The following is a 15,813-nucleotide window of genomic DNA, read 5'->3' as shown; positions in this document are numbered from 1 at the left end:
GCGGGCCTCCGGAGGACCGGGAGGACCAGGAGAACCGGGAGATCCGGGAGGTCCGGCAGATCCGGGAGGCCCGGGGGCCTCGTACGACTTCCGCTCTTTTTAACTGTTCTTGGCGTTGTAGGCCTGCCTGCGGGGCCGCAGCCACCGGCGATCACCCGGGTGGCGGTCGCACGGCCGTCCGGGTGGCCTCGCCGGGCGTCGGCTGCTCCGTTCGGGTGCTGCGCACCGTGGAGCCTGCCCATGTCCACGCGCGTAACGCGTCCTCTGACGGCGTTTCGGGAGCGCGGCGGGAGTGCTGCGGTCCGCGCCCCCCGGGGTCCCGGCGGGTACGGAGTTCGGCCACGCCCGGGGCGTCCCGCCCGGTCCGGTTTCGTACCCAGGCGTGCGCCCCCCAGTGCGCCCCCGCGTACGCCCCTTGGAGCGCAGAGCCGCAACCGAGCCACTTGTGAGCCGTGTGATCCAAGCTCCCAGCATGGCACCGCGCCGCCCCGAGCGCGGCTGACCCGACCAGTGGCGACCGCAGTCGACGTGCGGCCGGCACCGGGACGACATTTCCCGGCCGCCTCTGGTACAGACGGCTGAACGCGCCCGCGCCCGCGCCCCGCTGGCGCTCACTCCCGTGCGCCGCCGTTCGAGCGTTTGAACCACCGGAATGGGGACAAGACCCACGGCCCCCGCGCCCGCGGGGCTACGGTCGAAGGGTGAAGGCTATCCGTCGATTCACCGTGCGCACCGTCCTGCCGGAACCTCTGCGCCCGCTGGGGGATCTGGCCCAGAACCTCCGCTGGTCCTGGCACCAGGAGACCCGGGAGCTGTTCCAGTCCGTCGACCCCGACGGCTGGCGTGCCGCCCAGGGCGACCCGGTCCGGCTGCTCGGCACCGTCGGCAAGGACCGGCTCGCGGCCCTGGCCGACGACCGGCGCTTCCTGCGCCGGCTCAACGCCGCCGCCGAGGACCTCGCCGACTACCTGAGCCGCCCCCGCTGGTACCAGGAGCAGACCGACCTGCCCGTGGCCGTCGCCTACTTCTCTCCCGAGTTCGGCATCACCTCAGCCCTCCCGCAGTACTCCGGCGGCCTGGGCATCCTGGCCGGCGACCACCTCAAGGCCGCGAGCGACCTGGGCGTCCCGCTCATCGGCGTCGGCCTGCTCTACCGGCACGGCTACTTCCGCCAGACACTCTCCCGCGAGGGCTGGCAGCAGGAGCACTACCCGGTCCTCGACCCCAACTCGCTCCCGGTCACGCCGCTGCGCGAGGCCGACGGCACCCCCGCCCGGATAAGCCTGGTGCTGCCCGGCGGCCGCGCGCTGCACGCCCGGATCTGGAAGGCCCAGGTCGGCCGGGTGCCGCTGCTGCTGCTCGACTCCGACGTCGAGGGCAACGGGCCCGCCGAGCGCGACGTCACCGACCGGCTCTACGGCGGCGGCAGCGAGCACCGGCTGCTCCAGGAGATGCTGCTCGGCATCGGCGGGGTGCGGGCCCTGCGCGCGTACTGCCGGATCACCGGCCACGCAGCGCCCGAGGTCTTCCACACCAACGAGGGCCACGCCGGCTTCCTCGGCCTGGAGCGCATCCGCGAGCTGTCACTGGACGGCCTGGACTTCGACTCCGCCCTGGAGGCGGTACGGGCCGGCACCGTCTTCACCACCCACACCCCCGTCCCCGCGGGCATCGACCGCTTCGACCGCGAGCTGGTCGCCCGCCACCTGGGCGACGGCGCGGAGCTGCCCGGCGTCGACACCGGCCGCATCCTCGAACTGGGCATGGAGACCCACCGGGGCGGCGACCCCAACCTCTTCAACATGGCCGTCATGGGCCTGCGGCTGGCCCAGCGCGCCAACGGCGTGTCCACCCTGCACGGCGCCGTCAGCCGGGAGATGTTCGCCGGCCTGTGGCCCGGCTTCGACCCCGAGGACGTGCCGATCACGTCCATCACCAACGGCGTGCACGCCCCCACCTGGGTCGCCCCCGAGGTGCTGCGGCTCGGTGCCCGGCAGCTCGGCACGCAGCGCGCCGAGGACGCCCTCATGACCGGCGGCACCGACTGCTGGGAGGCCCTCGGCGCCATCCCCGACACCGACCTGTGGGAGCTGCGCCGCGAGCTGCGCGAGCAGCTCGTCGCGGACGTGCGGGCCCGGCTGCGCGCCTCGTGGCGGCAGCGCGGCGCGGGCGAGGCCGAGCTGGGCTGGACCGACCAGGTGCTCGACCCGGACATCCTCACCATCGGCTTCGCGCGGCGCGTCCCGTCGTACAAGCGCCTCACGCTCATGCTGCGTGACCAGGACCGGCTCATGGAGCTGCTGCTGCACCCCGAGCGGCCGATCCAGATCGTCGTCGCCGGCAAGGCGCACCCGGCCGACGACGGCGGCAAGCGGCTGGTTCAGGAGCTGGTCCGCTTCACCGACGACCCGCGGGTGCGGCACCGCATCGTCTTCCTGCCCGACTACGACATGCGCATGGCCCGGCTGCTCTACCCCGGCTGCGACGTCTGGCTCAACAACCCGCTGCGCCCGCTGGAGGCGTGCGGCACCTCCGGCATGAAGGCCGCCCTCAACGGCTGTCTCAACCTGTCGGTGCTCGACGGCTGGTGGGACGAGTGGTACGACGGCCAGAACGGCTGGGCCATCCCCACCGCCGACGGCGTCACCGACGAGGACCGCCGCGACCAGCTGGAGGCCGCCGCCCTCTACGACCTGCTGGAGCGGCAGGTCGCCCCGCGGTTCTACGACCGGGGCGGCCGCGGGCTGCCGCAGCGCTGGGTCGAGATGGTCCGGCACACCCTCACCACGCTCGGCCCCAAGGTGCTCGCCGGGCGCATGGTCCGCGACTACGTCACCCGGCTCTACGCGCCCGCCGCCCGCTCGCACCGCGCCATACAGGGTCCCGCCGCGGCCGGGCTGGCCGAGTGGAAGCAGCGGCTGCGCCGCCAGTGGTCGCAGGTGTCGGTGGACCACGTGGAGACCGACTCCGTCGAGGGCACCCCGGAGCTGGGCTCCACCCTCACCCTGCGCACGCAGGTCACGCTGGGCGGCCTGGACCCGTCCGACGTGGACGTCCAGCTGCTGTCCGGCCGGGTGGACGCCGCCGACCGGATGGCCGAGCCCACGGTCCAGTCGCTCAAGCCGGCCGGGCGGTCCGACATGGCGGGCCGGTATTCCTACGAGGGCCCGATGACCCTCGACCGCACGGGCTCGTTCGGCTACACCGTGCGGGTCCTCCCCTCCCACCCGCTGCTCGCCACCCCGGCCGAACTCGGCCTGGTGGCCTTCCCCCCGGACTCCGCCGGCATGACCGCCGGGATCCTGCGCTAGCCGCGCCGGCCGGGGCCCCAGGGGCGCGGGAGTCCGCGCCCCTGGGAACGCCCCGCGGGGCGGCGCCGTGCTACGCCTGGAGGGTCTTGATGTTCTCCGCCTGCGGGCCCTTCTGGCCCTGCGTGACGTCGAAGGACACCTTCTGGCCCTCGATCAGCTCGCGGAAGCCGGTCGACTGGATGTTCGAGTAGTGGGCGAAGACGTCGGAGCCGCCGCCGTCCTGCTCGATGAAGCCGAAGCCCTTTTCCGAGTTGAACCACTTCACGGTTCCGGTTGCCATATTGCATCTCCTACATGTGGGGCACTTTCAGATCCGCACTGTACGGACCGAGGCGACCGGAGCCGATCACCCCACACCGGAGAAAACCGGCAAAAACAGAAACGCACCCGGGCCGGCCTGTGACGACCGGCCCGGGCGCGTACCGCCGAACGGATGGTGCGACCGCGTCAGCTCACGTTGACGGCGGTGTCGTCGAGCAGGAAGGAGGTCGCCAGGGTGGAGTCCTCGGTCCCGGTGAACTTCAGGGTGACCGTGGAGCCGATGTACGGGGTGAGGCTGACGCTCCGCTGGACGTAGCCGGTGCCCTGGTTGACGTTGCTGTAGCTGGCCAGGGTGGTGCTGCCGGCCGCGACGGTGAACTTGTCGTACGCCGTGCCCGTGCCCTCGTCGGAGGAGATGTACAGGTAGAACGTCAGACTCGCGCTGGTGCAGCTCGCCGGGACGGTCACCGACTGGGAGACCGTGTCGGTGTGCGTGGTGCCGTAGCCGTCGAGCCAGGCCTTGTAGGAGCCGGAGTGGGCCGGGGCGTCGGTGCTGCTGTCGATGACGCCGGTGGAGGCGGTCCAGCCGGTGCTGCCGCTCTCGAAGCCGGGGTTGGCCAGCAGCTGGCCCGCGGTGCAGCCGCCGCTGGTGCTGGTGACCGCCCAGCTGAAGGACGCGGTGCCGGTGGCGTTCGCGGAGTCCTTGACCGTCACCGTCACGGCGTAGGTGCCGGAGCTGCTGCCCGTGGTGCCGGAGATCAGACCGGTGGAGGCGTTGATGCTCAGGCCCGGGGGCAGGCCGGTGGCGCTGTAGGTCAGGGCGCCCGAGGTCGTCGAGCCGGCCTGGATCTGCAGGCTCACCGCGGTGCTCACCTTGGTGGACTGGTTACCGGGGTTGGTGACCGTCACACCCGTGGGGTTGGACACCCGGCTGCCGACACCGATCGCCGCCCAGGTGTTGGCGACCGTGTTGTACGTGGCGCTGCCCTGGCCCCACAGGTCGGCCGCGGCCTGGAGCGACTGGGTGCGCGCCGCCGCGTAGTTGGTCGTGGACGTGAAGCGCTCGGTCAGCGACTTGTACCAGAGCTTGAGCGCGTTGTCCCGGCCGATGCCCGGCACCGACAGGCCGTCGTAGGTCGGGCTGTTGTAGCTGACCCCGCCGATCACCTTGGCGCCGCTGCCCTCGGACAGCAGGTAGAAGAAGTGGTTGGCCGGGCCGGAGGAGTAGTGGACGTCCAGGCCGCCGAGGCTGGAGGACCAGTAGTCCTTCGAGCCGCCGTCCTTGCTGGGCTTGTCCATGTAGCGCAGCGGGCTGCCGTCACCGTTGATGTCGATCTTCTCGCCGATGAGGTAGTCGCCCGGGTCGCTGGAGTTGTTCGCGTAGAACTCCACGCCGGTGCCGAAGATGTCGGACGTCGCCTCGTTCAGGCCGCCGGACTCGCCGGAGTAGTTCAGGCCCGCGCTGTTGGAGGTGACGCCGTGGCTCATCTCGTGGCCCGCGACGTCCAGCGCGGTCAGCGGGTGAGCGTTGCCGCTGCCGTCGCCGTACGTCATGCAGAAGCAGGAGTCGTCCCAGAAGGCGTTGACGTACGAGCTGCCGTAGTGCGTACGGGAGTAGGCGGCCCTGCCGTCGTCGGCGATGCCGTTGCGGCCGAAGGTGTTCTTGTAGAAGTCCCAGGTCTCCTGGGCGCCGTAGGCCGCGTCGACGCCCGCGGTCTGGGCGGTGGTGCCGACGCCGTCGCCCCACGTGTCGTCGGCGTCGGTGAACAGCGTGCCGGTGCCGGACGTGCCGTGGCTGAGGTTGTACGTCTTGTGGCCGCCGCGGGTGTTGTCGGTCAGCTGGTAGGTGCTGCCGGACAGCGTCGTGGTGATGTTCACCTGGCCGCTGTACTCGCTGTTGCCGACGCCGGTCTCGACGCCCTGGTACTGGTAGAGCTGCTTGCCGGAGTTCGCGTCCGTGACGACGTGCAGCTCGCTGGGCGTGCCGTCGTCCTGGAAGCCGCCGAGCACGGTCTCCCAGGCGAGCACGGGGGTGCCGGACGCGGCCCACACGACCTTGCGGGTCGAGTCGACCACGGCGGAGTCGTTGTGGATCGCCTTCATGCGCGAGAGGTTGTCGGCCTTCACCTCGGCGGCGCCGATGCCCGCGGTGGTGGACGGCACGGCGATCGCCGCACTGGTGGCCTTGTCGACGCCGGTGGTCGCGCCGAGTGCGCTGGTGTGCACCACCAGGTCGCCGCCGAGCACGGGCAGGCCCTGGTAGGTGCGCTCGTAGCGGGTGTGGGTGCTGCCGTCGGCGTCCTGGACCACGGACTTGACGACCAGTTTCTCCTGCGCGCCGAGGTGCAGGGACGACGCGGTCGCGGCCGCGCCGGCCTGGGCGTGGGACACCAGGGCGGCCTGCTGGGAGGGGCTCAGCGAGGCGGGCAGCGCGCCCGCCTTGGGCTGGGCGTGTGCGCCGGCGGCCTGGCCGGACTGCGCGGCGGGGTCTGCCGCCGCCGTTCCGGCCGGGAGGGTCACGGCGAGCATGGCCGCACCGGCGACCAGCACGCCGGCGGCCAGGGCCGTCCGGCGTGTTCGGGGGGATCGTGCCACTCGTCACTCCTTCTGCGGCGGCCGTGGGTGACGGCCGGTGACAGGCCGGGCGGGAGGGGTTGGTGATCCGCCCGGCTAGAGCTGCGCATGTGCTGCGGAACGGGGCACAGAGTGGCACTCTTTACCTGTTCATGTCAGTCCCATGGGGCCAACTTGGCTGAAAAACGTCCGGTGAGCGGTGTGTGGAATCCGTATAGCGGACGCGTGTTGCCGCGGTGTTGCACGCCGGAGAACTCGATGGCCGATCCGGCGTGCCCTGCGGGTGGCATTACGGGGCTTCCCGGGTGAAACGGGCGCGCCCGTACCGGACTTACGAGCGCCGGCTGACCGCCGTCCGCTGCCCGACCCGGGAGAGCTTCTCCGGATTGCGCACGCTGTAGAGGCCGGAAATCAGGCCGCTGTCGATGCGCACCGCCAGCACGCCGTCGAGTGTCCCGTCGAACCGCACCAGCAGCGCGGGGCTGCCGTTGACCTCGACCGGCTCGAAGGTCCGCGCGCCCTGCCGCCGGTACCACCCGTTGGCCAGCAGCCGGGCCACCTTGGGGGCGCCGACGACCGGGCGGACCAGGGCGTGCACCACCCCGCCGCCGTCGCTCAGCGCCACCACGCCGGGCGCGAGCAGATCCAGCAGCCGCTGCAGGTCGCCGTTCTCCACCGCCTCCTGGAAGGCGTCCAGCACCGCCCGCGTCTCGGCCGGTGAGACGCTGCCGCGCGGCCGGCGCGCGGCCACGTGTCCACGGGCCCGGTGGGCGATCTGCCGCACGGTCGCCGGGGTCTTCTCGACGGCCTCGGCGATCTCGTCGTAATCGAGGTCGAAGACCTCGCGCAGCACGAAGACCGCCCGCTCGGTGGGGTTGAGCGTCTCCAGCACCAGCAGCATCGCCATCGACACGTTCTCGGCCAGCTCGACGTCCTGGGCCGCGTCCGGCGCGGTCAGCAGCGGCTCGGGCAGCCACGGGCCGACGTAGGACTCCTTGCGGCGGCCGAGCGCGCGCAGCCGGTCCAGCGCCTGCCGGGTGGTGATCCGCACCAGGTACGCGCGCACGTCCCGGACGGTCGAGGCGTCGACGCCGACCCAGCGCAGCCACGTCTCCTGGAGCACGTCCTCGGCGTCGGCGGCCGAGCCGAGCATCTCGTAGGCGACGGTGAAGAGCAGGTTGCGGTGGGCCACGAAGGCGTCGGTGGCCGGGTCGATGCTGTCCCGGCGGGTGATCTCCTCGACGCCGCCCGCGCCTTCGCGTCCGGTCGCCTCCGTCTCGTCGCTCGCCTTCGCCACTGCCGGCTCCTCCCCGTGTGCCGCGCGGCCTCCGCCGCGCGCCGTCCTCGCGCACAAGACGCCCGCCGCGGCCGGTTCGTGACAGCCGCGGGCGGTGTCGCTCGTCACAGACGCGCGCTGTCACAGCCTTCCGACCAGCGACGTCCTGTGAGCGTCGGGACGCCGGGCGGACCCTTCCGGGCGGCGCACCGGCCTGTCGATGTGTCCGACGAGTGCCTGATGCGAAAAGGAGACGGTCGTGGCAGTGCACGACGCAACCCCCGGGGCCGGGCCGGTCCCGAAAACGGCCGGGAGCGAGCCCGCCGACCCGCGGCGCTGGCTGGTTCTCGGCGTCATCGCCATCGCGCAGTTCATGGTCGTGCTCGACCTGACGGTGATGAACCTCGCGCTGCCCTCCGCGCAGCGCGCCCTCGGCTTCGGCGCCGCCGACCGGCAGTGGGTCGTGACGGCGTACGCGCTGTCGTTCGGCAGCCTGCTGCTCTTCTGCGGGCGGCTCGCCGACCTGGCCGGCCGCAAGACCACCTTCCTGACCGGCCTCATCGGCTTCGCCGCCGCCTCGGCGGTGGGCGGCGCCGCGGTCAGCTTCCCGATGCTGGTGACCGCCCGCGCCTGCCAGGGCGTCTTCGGCGCGCTGCTCGCGCCGTCCGCCCTGTCGCTGCTGACCACCACCTTCAAGGACCCGCGCGAACGGGCCAGGGCCTTCGGCGTCTTCGGCGCGGTCGCGGCGGCCGGCAGCGGCCTCGGCCTGCTGCTCGGCGGGGCGCTCACCACGTACCTGTCGTGGCGCTGGTGCATGTACGTCAACGTGGTCTTCGCCGTCGCCGCGGCCTTCGGCGCCGTCACGCTCGTCGGCAAGCAGCAGCGCGCACCCGGCGGGCGGCTGGACGTGCCCGGCGTGCTCACGGTCTCCAGCGGGATGTTCTGCCTGGTCTACGGCTTCGCGCACGCCGGCTCGCACGGCTGGGGCAGCGCCGCGACGGTGGCCTTCCTGTCCGCCGGGGCCGCGCTGCTGGCCGCCTTCGGCGTGCTCCAGGCGCGCACCGCCCACCCGCTGCTGCCGCCGCGCGTCGTCCTGGACCGCAACCGCGGCGGCGCCTACCTCACCGTGCTGGTCCTGGGCGCCGCGACCTTCGGCGTCTTCCTCTTCCTCATCTACTACATGCAGGTGATGCTGGGCTACAAGGCGATCCGCTCCGGCGTCGCCCTGCTGCCGATGGTGCTGCTCAGCGGCGTCCTCGCGGTCGTCGGCAACACCCGGCTGCTGCCGCGCATCGGCCCCCGGCCGATGGTCTTCACCGGCATGCTGCTCGACGCGGGCGCGATGGCCTGGCTGACCCGCGTCGGCGAGCACTCCGGCTACTGGTCGGCGCTGTTCGGCCCGCTGCTGGTCATCGGCGCGGGCAGCGGCCTCATCTTCGGCATGGTCGCCGCCACCGGCACCTTCGGGGTCGGCCCGCAGGACGCCGGGGTCGCGTCGGCGAGCATCAACACCGGGCAGCAGCTCGGCGGTTCGATCGGCACCGCGCTGCTCAACACCATCGCGGCCGGCGCGGGCGCCGACTACCTCGCCGCGCACGCGCACGGCAAGCCCGGCGCGCACATGCTGCAGCTCGCGGCGATCCACGGCTACACCACCGTCTTCTGGTGGTGCGCCGGGATGTTCGCCTTCGGCGCGCTCGTCGGCGCCGTGCTGCTGCGCGGCGGCCCGCTGGGCCGCCCCGCGGGCGAGCCCGGCCCGCAGGCGCCGGCGCAGGGAGCGGCGGCGGCCGCCGCCGGGTGAGGGGCCGGCGGGCGGACGGCCGTCGGCGGCACCGCGGCACGCCTGAGCCCCGCAGCTGCCCTGCCGACGGGATGCCGGTGGCCGGCCACCCGGCTCCTGCGGCCCGGCAGCCCCCACCGCAGTGGCCCGGTGGCGCGGTTCCGGGGCCCGGCGACGACTGCCGTGGGTTCGGGCCCCGGGCCCGGCTCTGGCCCCGACCCGGGCTCCGGCCCGACCCCGGTTCCGGCCGCGGTTCCGGTTCCGGCCGCGGCTCCGGCCCGACCCCGACCCCGGTTCCGGCCCGACCCCGGCCCGACCCCGGTTCCGGTTCCGGCCCGACCCCGGCCCGACCCCGGTTCCGGTTCCGGCCCGGTTCCGGCCCGGTTCCGGCCCGGTTCCGGCCCCGGGCCGGGCCCTGCCTCAGGCCAGGCCGTCGCGCCAGGCGGCGTCCAGATGGGCGTAGTGCCCGTCGGCGGCGATCAGTTCCGCCGGCGGGCCGTCCTCGACGATCCGCCCGGCGCTCATCACCAGCACGCGGTCGGCGATCTCGACCGTGGACAGCCGGTGGGCGATGACCACCGCCGTACGGCCGGCCAGCACCGTGCGCATCGCGTGCTGGACGGCCCGCTCGCCGGGGATGTCCAGGGACGAGGTCGCCTCGTCCAGGATCAGCACCCCCGGGTCGGCCAGCAGCGCCCGCGCGAAGGCGACGAGCTGGCGCTGGCCGGCGGAGATCCGGCCGCCGCGCTTGCGGACGTCGGTGTCGTAGCCGTCCGGGAGGGCCGCGATGAAGTCGTGCGCCCCGATCGCGCGGGCCGCCGCCTCGACGTCCTCGCGGGTCGCGTCGGGCCGCCCGATGGAGATGTTGTCGGCGACCGTGCCGGAGAACAGGAACGCCTCCTGCGTCACCATCACCACCGCGCGCCGCAGGTCGGCCGTCGAGAGGTCGGCGAGCCCGGTGCCGTCCAGCAGCACCCGCCCGCCCGTCGGGTCGTAGAACCGGGCCAGCAGCTTGGCCAGCGTCGACTTGCCCGCACCGGTCGCGCCGACCACCGCGACCAGCTGGCCCGCCGGCAGCCGCAGGCTGAACTCCGGCAGCACCTCGCCGCCCGTGCGGTAACCGAAGCGCACCCGGTCGAAGACCACCTCGCGCCCCGGGCGGCCGTGCGCGGCCGGCGGCAGCGGCGCCGGCCGCTCCGGCTCGGGGACGGTCGGCGCCTGCGCGAGCAGCCCGGCGATCTTCTCCAGCGACGCGGCCGCCGACTGGTAGGAGTTGAGGAACATCCCCAGCCGGTCGATCGGGTCGTACAGCCGCCGCAGGTAGAGCGCGAAGGCCGCGAGCACGCCGAGCGCCATCCCGCCGCCCGCGACCCGGTAGGCACCCCACACCACGATGCCCGCGACGGTGACGTTGGCGATCAGCCGGGAGCCGACGACGTAGCGGGCCATCTCCAGGATCGCGTCGCCGTTGGCCCGGTAGTGCCGGTGGTTCAGTTCGTCGAAGGCCGCGTCGTTGGGCACCTCGCGGCGGAAGGACTTCACCGGGCGGACGCCGTTCATCGTCTCGGTGAACTTGACGATGACCGCCGCGACGGCCGTCGAGCGTCTGCGGTAGGCGACCATCGAGCGGCGCTGGAAGATCCGCACCGCGACGTACAGCGGCACGTACGACACGAGCGTGACCAGGCCGAGCCGCCAGTCCAGCACGATCAGCAGCACCGAGATGTACACGCAGCTCAGCACCACCCCGATGAGCTCCTCCAGGCCGTCGGTCAGCAGCTCGCGGATCGACTCGACGTCGGAGGTGGCGCGCGAGATGAGCCGGCCGGAGGTGTAACGCTCGTGGAAGTCCAGGCTGAGCGTCTGGGCGTGCCGGAACATCCGGGCGCGCAGCTCGATCAGCACGTCCTGGCTGATCAGCGCGGCGACCCGGATGAACGCCCGCTGCAGCAGCCCGGCCGCGAGCCCGCAGCCGAGATAGGCCGCCGCGACCGCGGCCAGCGCGCCGTGCCGGCCTTCTCGCACCTGCGGGATGGCGTGGTCGATCGCGTACGCCACGAGCAGCGGCCCGGCCTGCACCGCCGCCTGCTGCACCAGCAGCAGCACGGTGGTCAGCCACAGCCGCCGGCGGCGCGGGCGCAGCAGCGAACGCAGCAGTACCGACTGGGCGTTGCGCGGCGCGGGCAGCACGTCCCGGTCGAAGGCGTCGGGCTCGGGGGGTGCCGCTCCGGGGGTGGCGGCGGCGGGGGGCGGGCCGGTCCGCTCCGGCTCGCCGAGCTGCTGCTCGGTGGCGGACGTCATCGGGCGTCGCTCCTCTCCAGCGGCTCGGACGCGGGCGCGGGTTCGGGCTCGGGTTCGGACGTGGGCTCGGACGCGGGTTCAGGCTCTGGCCCGGCGTCCGGGGCAGGCGGCTCGGGGTCGAGGCCGGACATCAGATGGCGGTACTCGGCACTGGAGCGCAGCAGTTCGGAGTGGGTGCCGACCGCGGTGATCCGGCCGCCGGACAGCAGCGCGACCTGGTCGGCGAGCTGGACGGTCGACGGGCGGTGCGCGACGACCAGCGCGGTCGTCTCCCGCAGCACCTCCCGCAGCGCGGCCTCGACCAGCGCCTCGGTGTGCACGTCGAGCGCGGAGAGGGGGTCGTCCAGGATCAGGAACCGCGGCCGCCCCACCACAGCGCGGGCCAGCGCGAGCCGCTGCCGCTGTCCGCCCGACAGGCTCAGCCCCTGCTCGCCGACCTGGGTGTCCAGCCCCTGCGGCAGGGCGTGCACGAAGCCGCACTGCGCGACCTCCAGCGCGCGCAGCACCTCCTTCTCGTCCGCCCCCGCCGGACCCGCGCCCATCGCCACGTTCTCCCGTACGGTCGCGGAGAAGAGGGTGGGCTCCTCGAAGGCCACCGCGACCAGCTCGCGCAGCCGGGAGACGGGCAGCAGCGCGGTGTCCGCGCCGTCCAGCGTGATCCGCCCGGCGGTCGGCTCGTGCAGCCGCGGCACGAGCGCGGTCAGCGTCGTCTTGCCGCTGCCGGTCGCGCCGACCAGGGCCGTCGTCCGGCCCGCCGGGACGTGCAGGTCGACGCCCGCGAGCAGCGGCTCGCTCCCGGCGGGCGCGTCCGGGTAGCGGAAGACGACGCCCTCCAGCCGCAGGCCGTCGCCCCCGCGCGCCGGGGCCGCGTCGTCCTCGTCGGCGGACCGGTCCGTGGACTCCGCCCCCGGCGTGTCCATGGGCTCGAAGTAGCGGTCGGCGGCGGTCGCGGCCTCGTTGCTCATCGCGAGCAGGAAGCCGATCGAGTCCACCGGCCAGCGCAGCGCGAGCGCCGTCGACAGGAAGGCGACGAGGGTGCCCGCCGACAGCTTGCCGTCGGAGACCTGGAGCACCCCGATCAGCAGCGCCACCCCGATGGACAGCTCCGGCAGCGTCATGATGAGCGCCCACAGGTCCGACAGCAGGTCGGCCTTGCGCAGCTCGGTGCGCCGCAGCTCGCGGGCCCGGGTGTGGAAGGCCTGCGCCTGGGTGCGGTGCCGCCCGAAGGCCTTGACGATGCGGATGCCGAGAACCGACTCCTCCACGAGGGTGGCCAGGTCGCCCGACTGGTCCTGGGCACGCCGGGCGGCGAGCGCGTACCGCCGCTCGAAGCGCGTGGACAGCACCATGAGCGGCACCGCCGGGCCGAGCACCACGAGCGTCAGCAGCGGGGACTGCGTGAGCAGCACCGCGACGCCGATCAGCAGCGTGGTGAAGTTGACGAACAGGAAGACCAGGGGGAAGGCCAGGAACATCCGCAGGATCTGCAGGTCGGTCGTCGCACGGGAGAGCAGCTGCCCGGACGCCCAGCGGTCGTGGAAGGCGACCGGCAGCCGCTGCAGCCGCCGGTAGAGATCCGCCCGCATCGCCGCCTCGACGCCCGCGAGCGGCCGCGCCACCAGCCACCGCCGCACCCCGAACAGCCCCGCCTCCGCGATGCCGAGGGCCAGCAGCAGCCCGCCGCCCAGCCACACCCCCGACGGGTCGCGGTCCTTGACCGGCCCGTCCACCAGCCACTTGAGCACCAGCGGGATGAGCAGCGACATGCACGAGGCGACGACGCCGATGACCGCCGACACCGACAGCCGCAGCCGCACCGGCCGCACGTACGGCCACAGCCGCAGCAGCGAGCGGACCGAGGACCGCGGGCGGACGGCGGGCGCGGAGTCAGGGGCGGTGGCAGACATCACCCCTGACACTACGGTCCCCCCCGCCCCGCATCACATGGTTTTCCGCCGGACAGGGGGCGGGCAGCGGGCCGCGCGGGGCGCGCGGCTCAGACGGTGAAGCCGCCGTCCGCGTGTACGACCGCGCCGGTCACGTACGAGGCCGCGTCCGACGCCAGATGGGCCACGACCGCCGCGATCTCCGCCGGTTCGGCGTAGCGGCCGAGCGCGGTCAGGCCGCGTACGGTGTCGGCGAAGGGGCCGTCCGCCGGGTTGGCGTCGGTGTCGGTGGGGCCGGGGTGCAGCAGGTTGACGGTGATGCCGAGCGGGCCCAGGTCGCGGGCCAGGCCCTTGGTCATGCCGGCCAGCGCGCTCTTGGTCAGGGCGTAGAGGGTCAGGCCGGGGAAGGGCGTGCGCTCGGCGACGTTGCTGCCCAGCGAGATGATGCGGCTGCCCGGGCGCATGTGCCGGGCCGCCGCGCGTGCCGCCAGGTAGGGCCCGCGGACGTTGACCGCGACCGCGCGGTCGAAGTCCGCGGCGCCCAGGTCGGTCACCGCGCCGGTGACGTACACCCCGGCGCTGCACACCAGGATGTCCAGCCGTCCCCACTCCGCCGCGATCCGGTCGACCGCGGCCTCGGTCTCGGCGCCGTCCCCGCTGTCCGCGCGCAGTGCGAGCGCCCGCCGCCCGAGGGCGCGTATCTCCGCCGCGACGGCCTCCGCGCTGTCCTTGTCCTTCTCGTAGGTGATCGCGACGTCCGCGCCGCCCGCCGCGAGCCGCCGCGCGACCGCCGCGCCGATGCCGCGCGAACCGCCGGTGACGAGGGCGGCCCTGCCGCCGAATCCGTTCGTTTCCATGCCGATCATGCTGGTCGGCGCACGTCCCGGAAGCTGGCGGGATTCGGCCGTCGCGCTGCCGCCGGCGGAGCTTCAGCGGGCGCGGCGCAGGCCCCGTACCGCCGGGATGGACAGCAGGGTGACGGCGACGCCGACGGCCACCACGCCGCCCGCCTGGAGGACGTGCCGGGCGCCGAGCGCGGAGGCGGCCGGGCCCGCGAGAGCCTGGCCCACCGGGAGCATCGCGACCGAGCCGGCCACCTCGTAGGCGTGGATGCGGTTGAGGATCTCGTTGGGCACCTGGGTCTGCACGCTCGTCGCCCAGTTGACGCCCCAGAAGGCGCCGCCGATGCCCGCCGTGAACACGCAGACGCACAGCCACGGCAACGGCAGGTCCAGGCCCACCGCCGCGGGCATCAGGGCGAAGGCGAAGATCCCGAAGCTGCCCGCGCGCAGCGGCCGGTCCGCGCGCAGCCGCATCGCCGTCAGCGCCCCGGCCGCGGTGCCCGCGCCCAGCGCGGAGTTCATGAGGCCGTAGGCGCCCGCGCCGTGCTCGGGGATGATCTGGCCCGCCGCCAGCGGGACGAAGGGGCCCATGACGCACATCGTGTAGACCGTCCAGACCAGGATCACCGACCACATCCACGTCCTCGCCCGGAACTCCCGCCAGCCCTCGGCGAGATCCGCCCGGAAGCCCCCCGGCGCGCCCTTCCCGGCGCCCTCGCGGGCCCGCGCGCCCGTGCGCGGCAGCCGCAGTGCCAGCAGGCACAGCGCGCTGGTCAGATACGTCGTCGCGTGCACCACGAAGACCGCGCCCGCCGACGTGAAGCCGACCAGCACACCCGCGAGCGCGGGCCCCGCCAGGCTCGCGCCCGACTCCGCCGCCCGGGTCACCGCGTTCGCCCCCTGCACGTCCCGCGCGACCCGCACCACCGTGCTGGCCACCCCGGGCTGGAAGAGCGCCGCGCACGTGCCGTTGACCACCCCGATCAGCAGCACCTCCCACAGCCGCACGCTGTGGGTGAGGAAGAGCACGGCCGCGGTGGACTGCGTGCACACCCGCGCCAGGTCCGCGCCGATCATCATCCGGCGCGCGTCGAAGCGGTCGGCGATGACGCCGCCGAATATCACGAAGCCCGCGAAGCAGGCGGTGGTCGCCGCCATCACCAGGCCGATGTCGCCGGCCGAGTAGCCGTACGACAGCAGGCCCGCGGACAGGGCGACCGGGAGCATCGTGTCGCCCAGCATGGCGACGGAGCGGGCGGTGAAGTAGAGCCGGAAGTTGACCGACCAGAGCGAGGCGCCGAGCCCGGCCGGCTCCTGTGGCGCCGGGCGGGCGCCGGGGCCGGCGGCAGCGGGGGAGCGCGGTGCGGAGGACGTCACTGGGCTCATAGTGGACTGGACCACTTCAGGAGTCCAGCGGATTCCGTCCTCCGGACGGGGCGGCCGCGGATGCCGGTACGGCCCGGCGGGTCGGCAGGTCAGGGGGCCGGTGCCGCGGCGGGGGCGCGAGCGAGTGCGGTCGGGGCTGTGGGTGTTGCGGGCCGGCGGTGGCCGGGCGGGGCGGGGGCGAGTGGCGGTGCGGCGG

9 protein-coding genes are annotated in these 15,813 nt (G+C 73.9%); 2 read left to right on the top strand and 7 right to left on the bottom strand.

The window, feature by feature from the left end:
* Positions 1-701 precede the first annotated feature (701 nt).
* Complete coding sequence (locus IH54_RS0119540; protein WP_031518374.1) at positions 702-3,311, top strand: glycosyltransferase family 1 protein; 2,610 nt, start codon at positions 702-704, stop codon at positions 3,309-3,311.
* Between the two features lie 70 nt (positions 3,312-3,381).
* Here the strand turns inward: IH54_RS0119540 and IH54_RS0119535 are convergent, their stop codons facing one another.
* From IH54_RS0119535 to IH54_RS0119525, 3 genes are all read right to left on the bottom strand, one after another.
* The gene (locus tag IH54_RS0119535; RefSeq protein ID WP_031518373.1) at positions 3,382-3,591 is read right to left on the bottom strand and encodes a cold-shock protein; all 210 of its coding nucleotides are present in this window, start codon (positions 3,589-3,591) and stop codon (positions 3,382-3,384) included.
* A 167-nt stretch (positions 3,592-3,758) separates the two neighbouring features.
* Positions 3,759-6,101, bottom strand: coding sequence for a M4 family metallopeptidase (locus IH54_RS0119530; RefSeq protein ID WP_078862368.1), 2,343 nt, complete (start codon positions 6,099-6,101; stop codon positions 3,759-3,761).
* Positions 6,102-6,477: 376 nt separating this feature from the next.
* A complete protein-coding gene (locus tag IH54_RS0119525; protein WP_031518371.1) occupies positions 6,478-7,443 on the bottom strand; it encodes an RNA polymerase sigma-70 factor in 966 nt (321 codons plus the stop codon).
* Between the two features lie 238 nt (positions 7,444-7,681).
* Between IH54_RS0119525 and IH54_RS0119520 the strand changes: the two genes are divergently transcribed.
* Positions 7,682-9,223 carry an MFS transporter gene (locus IH54_RS0119520; protein ID WP_234343630.1) on the top strand — a complete coding sequence of 514 codons (1,542 nt, stop codon included), beginning with the start codon at positions 7,682-7,684 and terminating at the stop codon, positions 9,221-9,223.
* Positions 9,224-9,622: 399 nt separating this feature from the next.
* Here IH54_RS0119520 and IH54_RS0119515 read toward each other — a convergent pair whose 3' ends face one another.
* From IH54_RS0119515 to IH54_RS0119500, 4 genes are all read right to left on the bottom strand, one after another.
* Positions 9,623-11,503 (bottom strand): ABC transporter ATP-binding protein, encoded by a 1,881-nt coding sequence (locus IH54_RS0119515; RefSeq protein ID WP_031518369.1) that lies wholly within the window; start codon positions 11,501-11,503, stop codon positions 9,623-9,625.
* Entirely contained in the window at positions 11,500-13,410 is a 1,911-nt protein-coding gene (locus IH54_RS0119510; protein ID WP_052397647.1) for an ABC transporter ATP-binding protein, read from the bottom strand. The genes IH54_RS0119515 and IH54_RS0119510 overlap by 4 nt, the downstream gene beginning before the upstream one ends.
* A gap of 89 nt (positions 13,411-13,499) precedes the next feature.
* Positions 13,500-14,246 carry an SDR family NAD(P)-dependent oxidoreductase gene (locus IH54_RS0119505; protein ID WP_078862366.1) on the bottom strand — a complete coding sequence of 249 codons (747 nt, stop codon included), beginning with the start codon at positions 14,244-14,246 and terminating at the stop codon, positions 13,500-13,502.
* 72 nt (positions 14,247-14,318) lie between these two features.
* The gene (locus IH54_RS0119500) at positions 14,319-15,617 is read right to left on the bottom strand and encodes an MFS transporter (RefSeq protein ID WP_031518366.1); all 1,299 of its coding nucleotides are present in this window, start codon (positions 15,615-15,617) and stop codon (positions 14,319-14,321) included.
* Positions 15,618-15,813: the final 196 nt, after the last annotated feature.

Origin of the sequence: Streptomyces sp. NRRL F-5123, assembly GCF_000721495.1 — a bacterium.
GTDB lineage: Bacteria > Actinomycetota > Actinomycetes > Streptomycetales > Streptomycetaceae > Actinacidiphila.
This window is presented reverse-complemented; position numbering and strand designations above follow the sequence as displayed.

Bases quoted from the DNA above. Each gene is read 5' to 3' on its own strand.
- IH54_RS0119530 (WP_078862368.1), bottom strand. From the start codon at position 6,101: ATGCTCGCCGTGACCCTCCCGGCCGGAACGGCGGCGGCAGACCCCGCC.
- IH54_RS0119500 (WP_031518366.1), bottom strand. From the start codon at position 15,617: ATGAGCCCAGTGACGTCCTCCGCACCGCGCTCCCCCGCTGCCGCCGGC.
- IH54_RS0119535 (WP_031518373.1), bottom strand. From the start codon at position 3,591: ATGGCAACCGGAACCGTGAAGTGGTTCAACTCGGAAAAGGGCTTCGGC.
- IH54_RS0119505 (WP_078862366.1), bottom strand. From the start codon at position 14,246: ATGGAAACGAACGGATTCGGCGGCAGGGCCGCCCTCGTCACCGGCGGT.
- IH54_RS0119510 (WP_052397647.1), bottom strand. From the start codon at position 13,410: ATGTCTGCCACCGCCCCTGACTCCGCGCCCGCCGTCCGCCCGCGGTCC.
- IH54_RS0119515 (WP_031518369.1), bottom strand. From the start codon at position 11,503: ATGACGTCCGCCACCGAGCAGCAGCTCGGCGAGCCGGAGCGGACCGGC.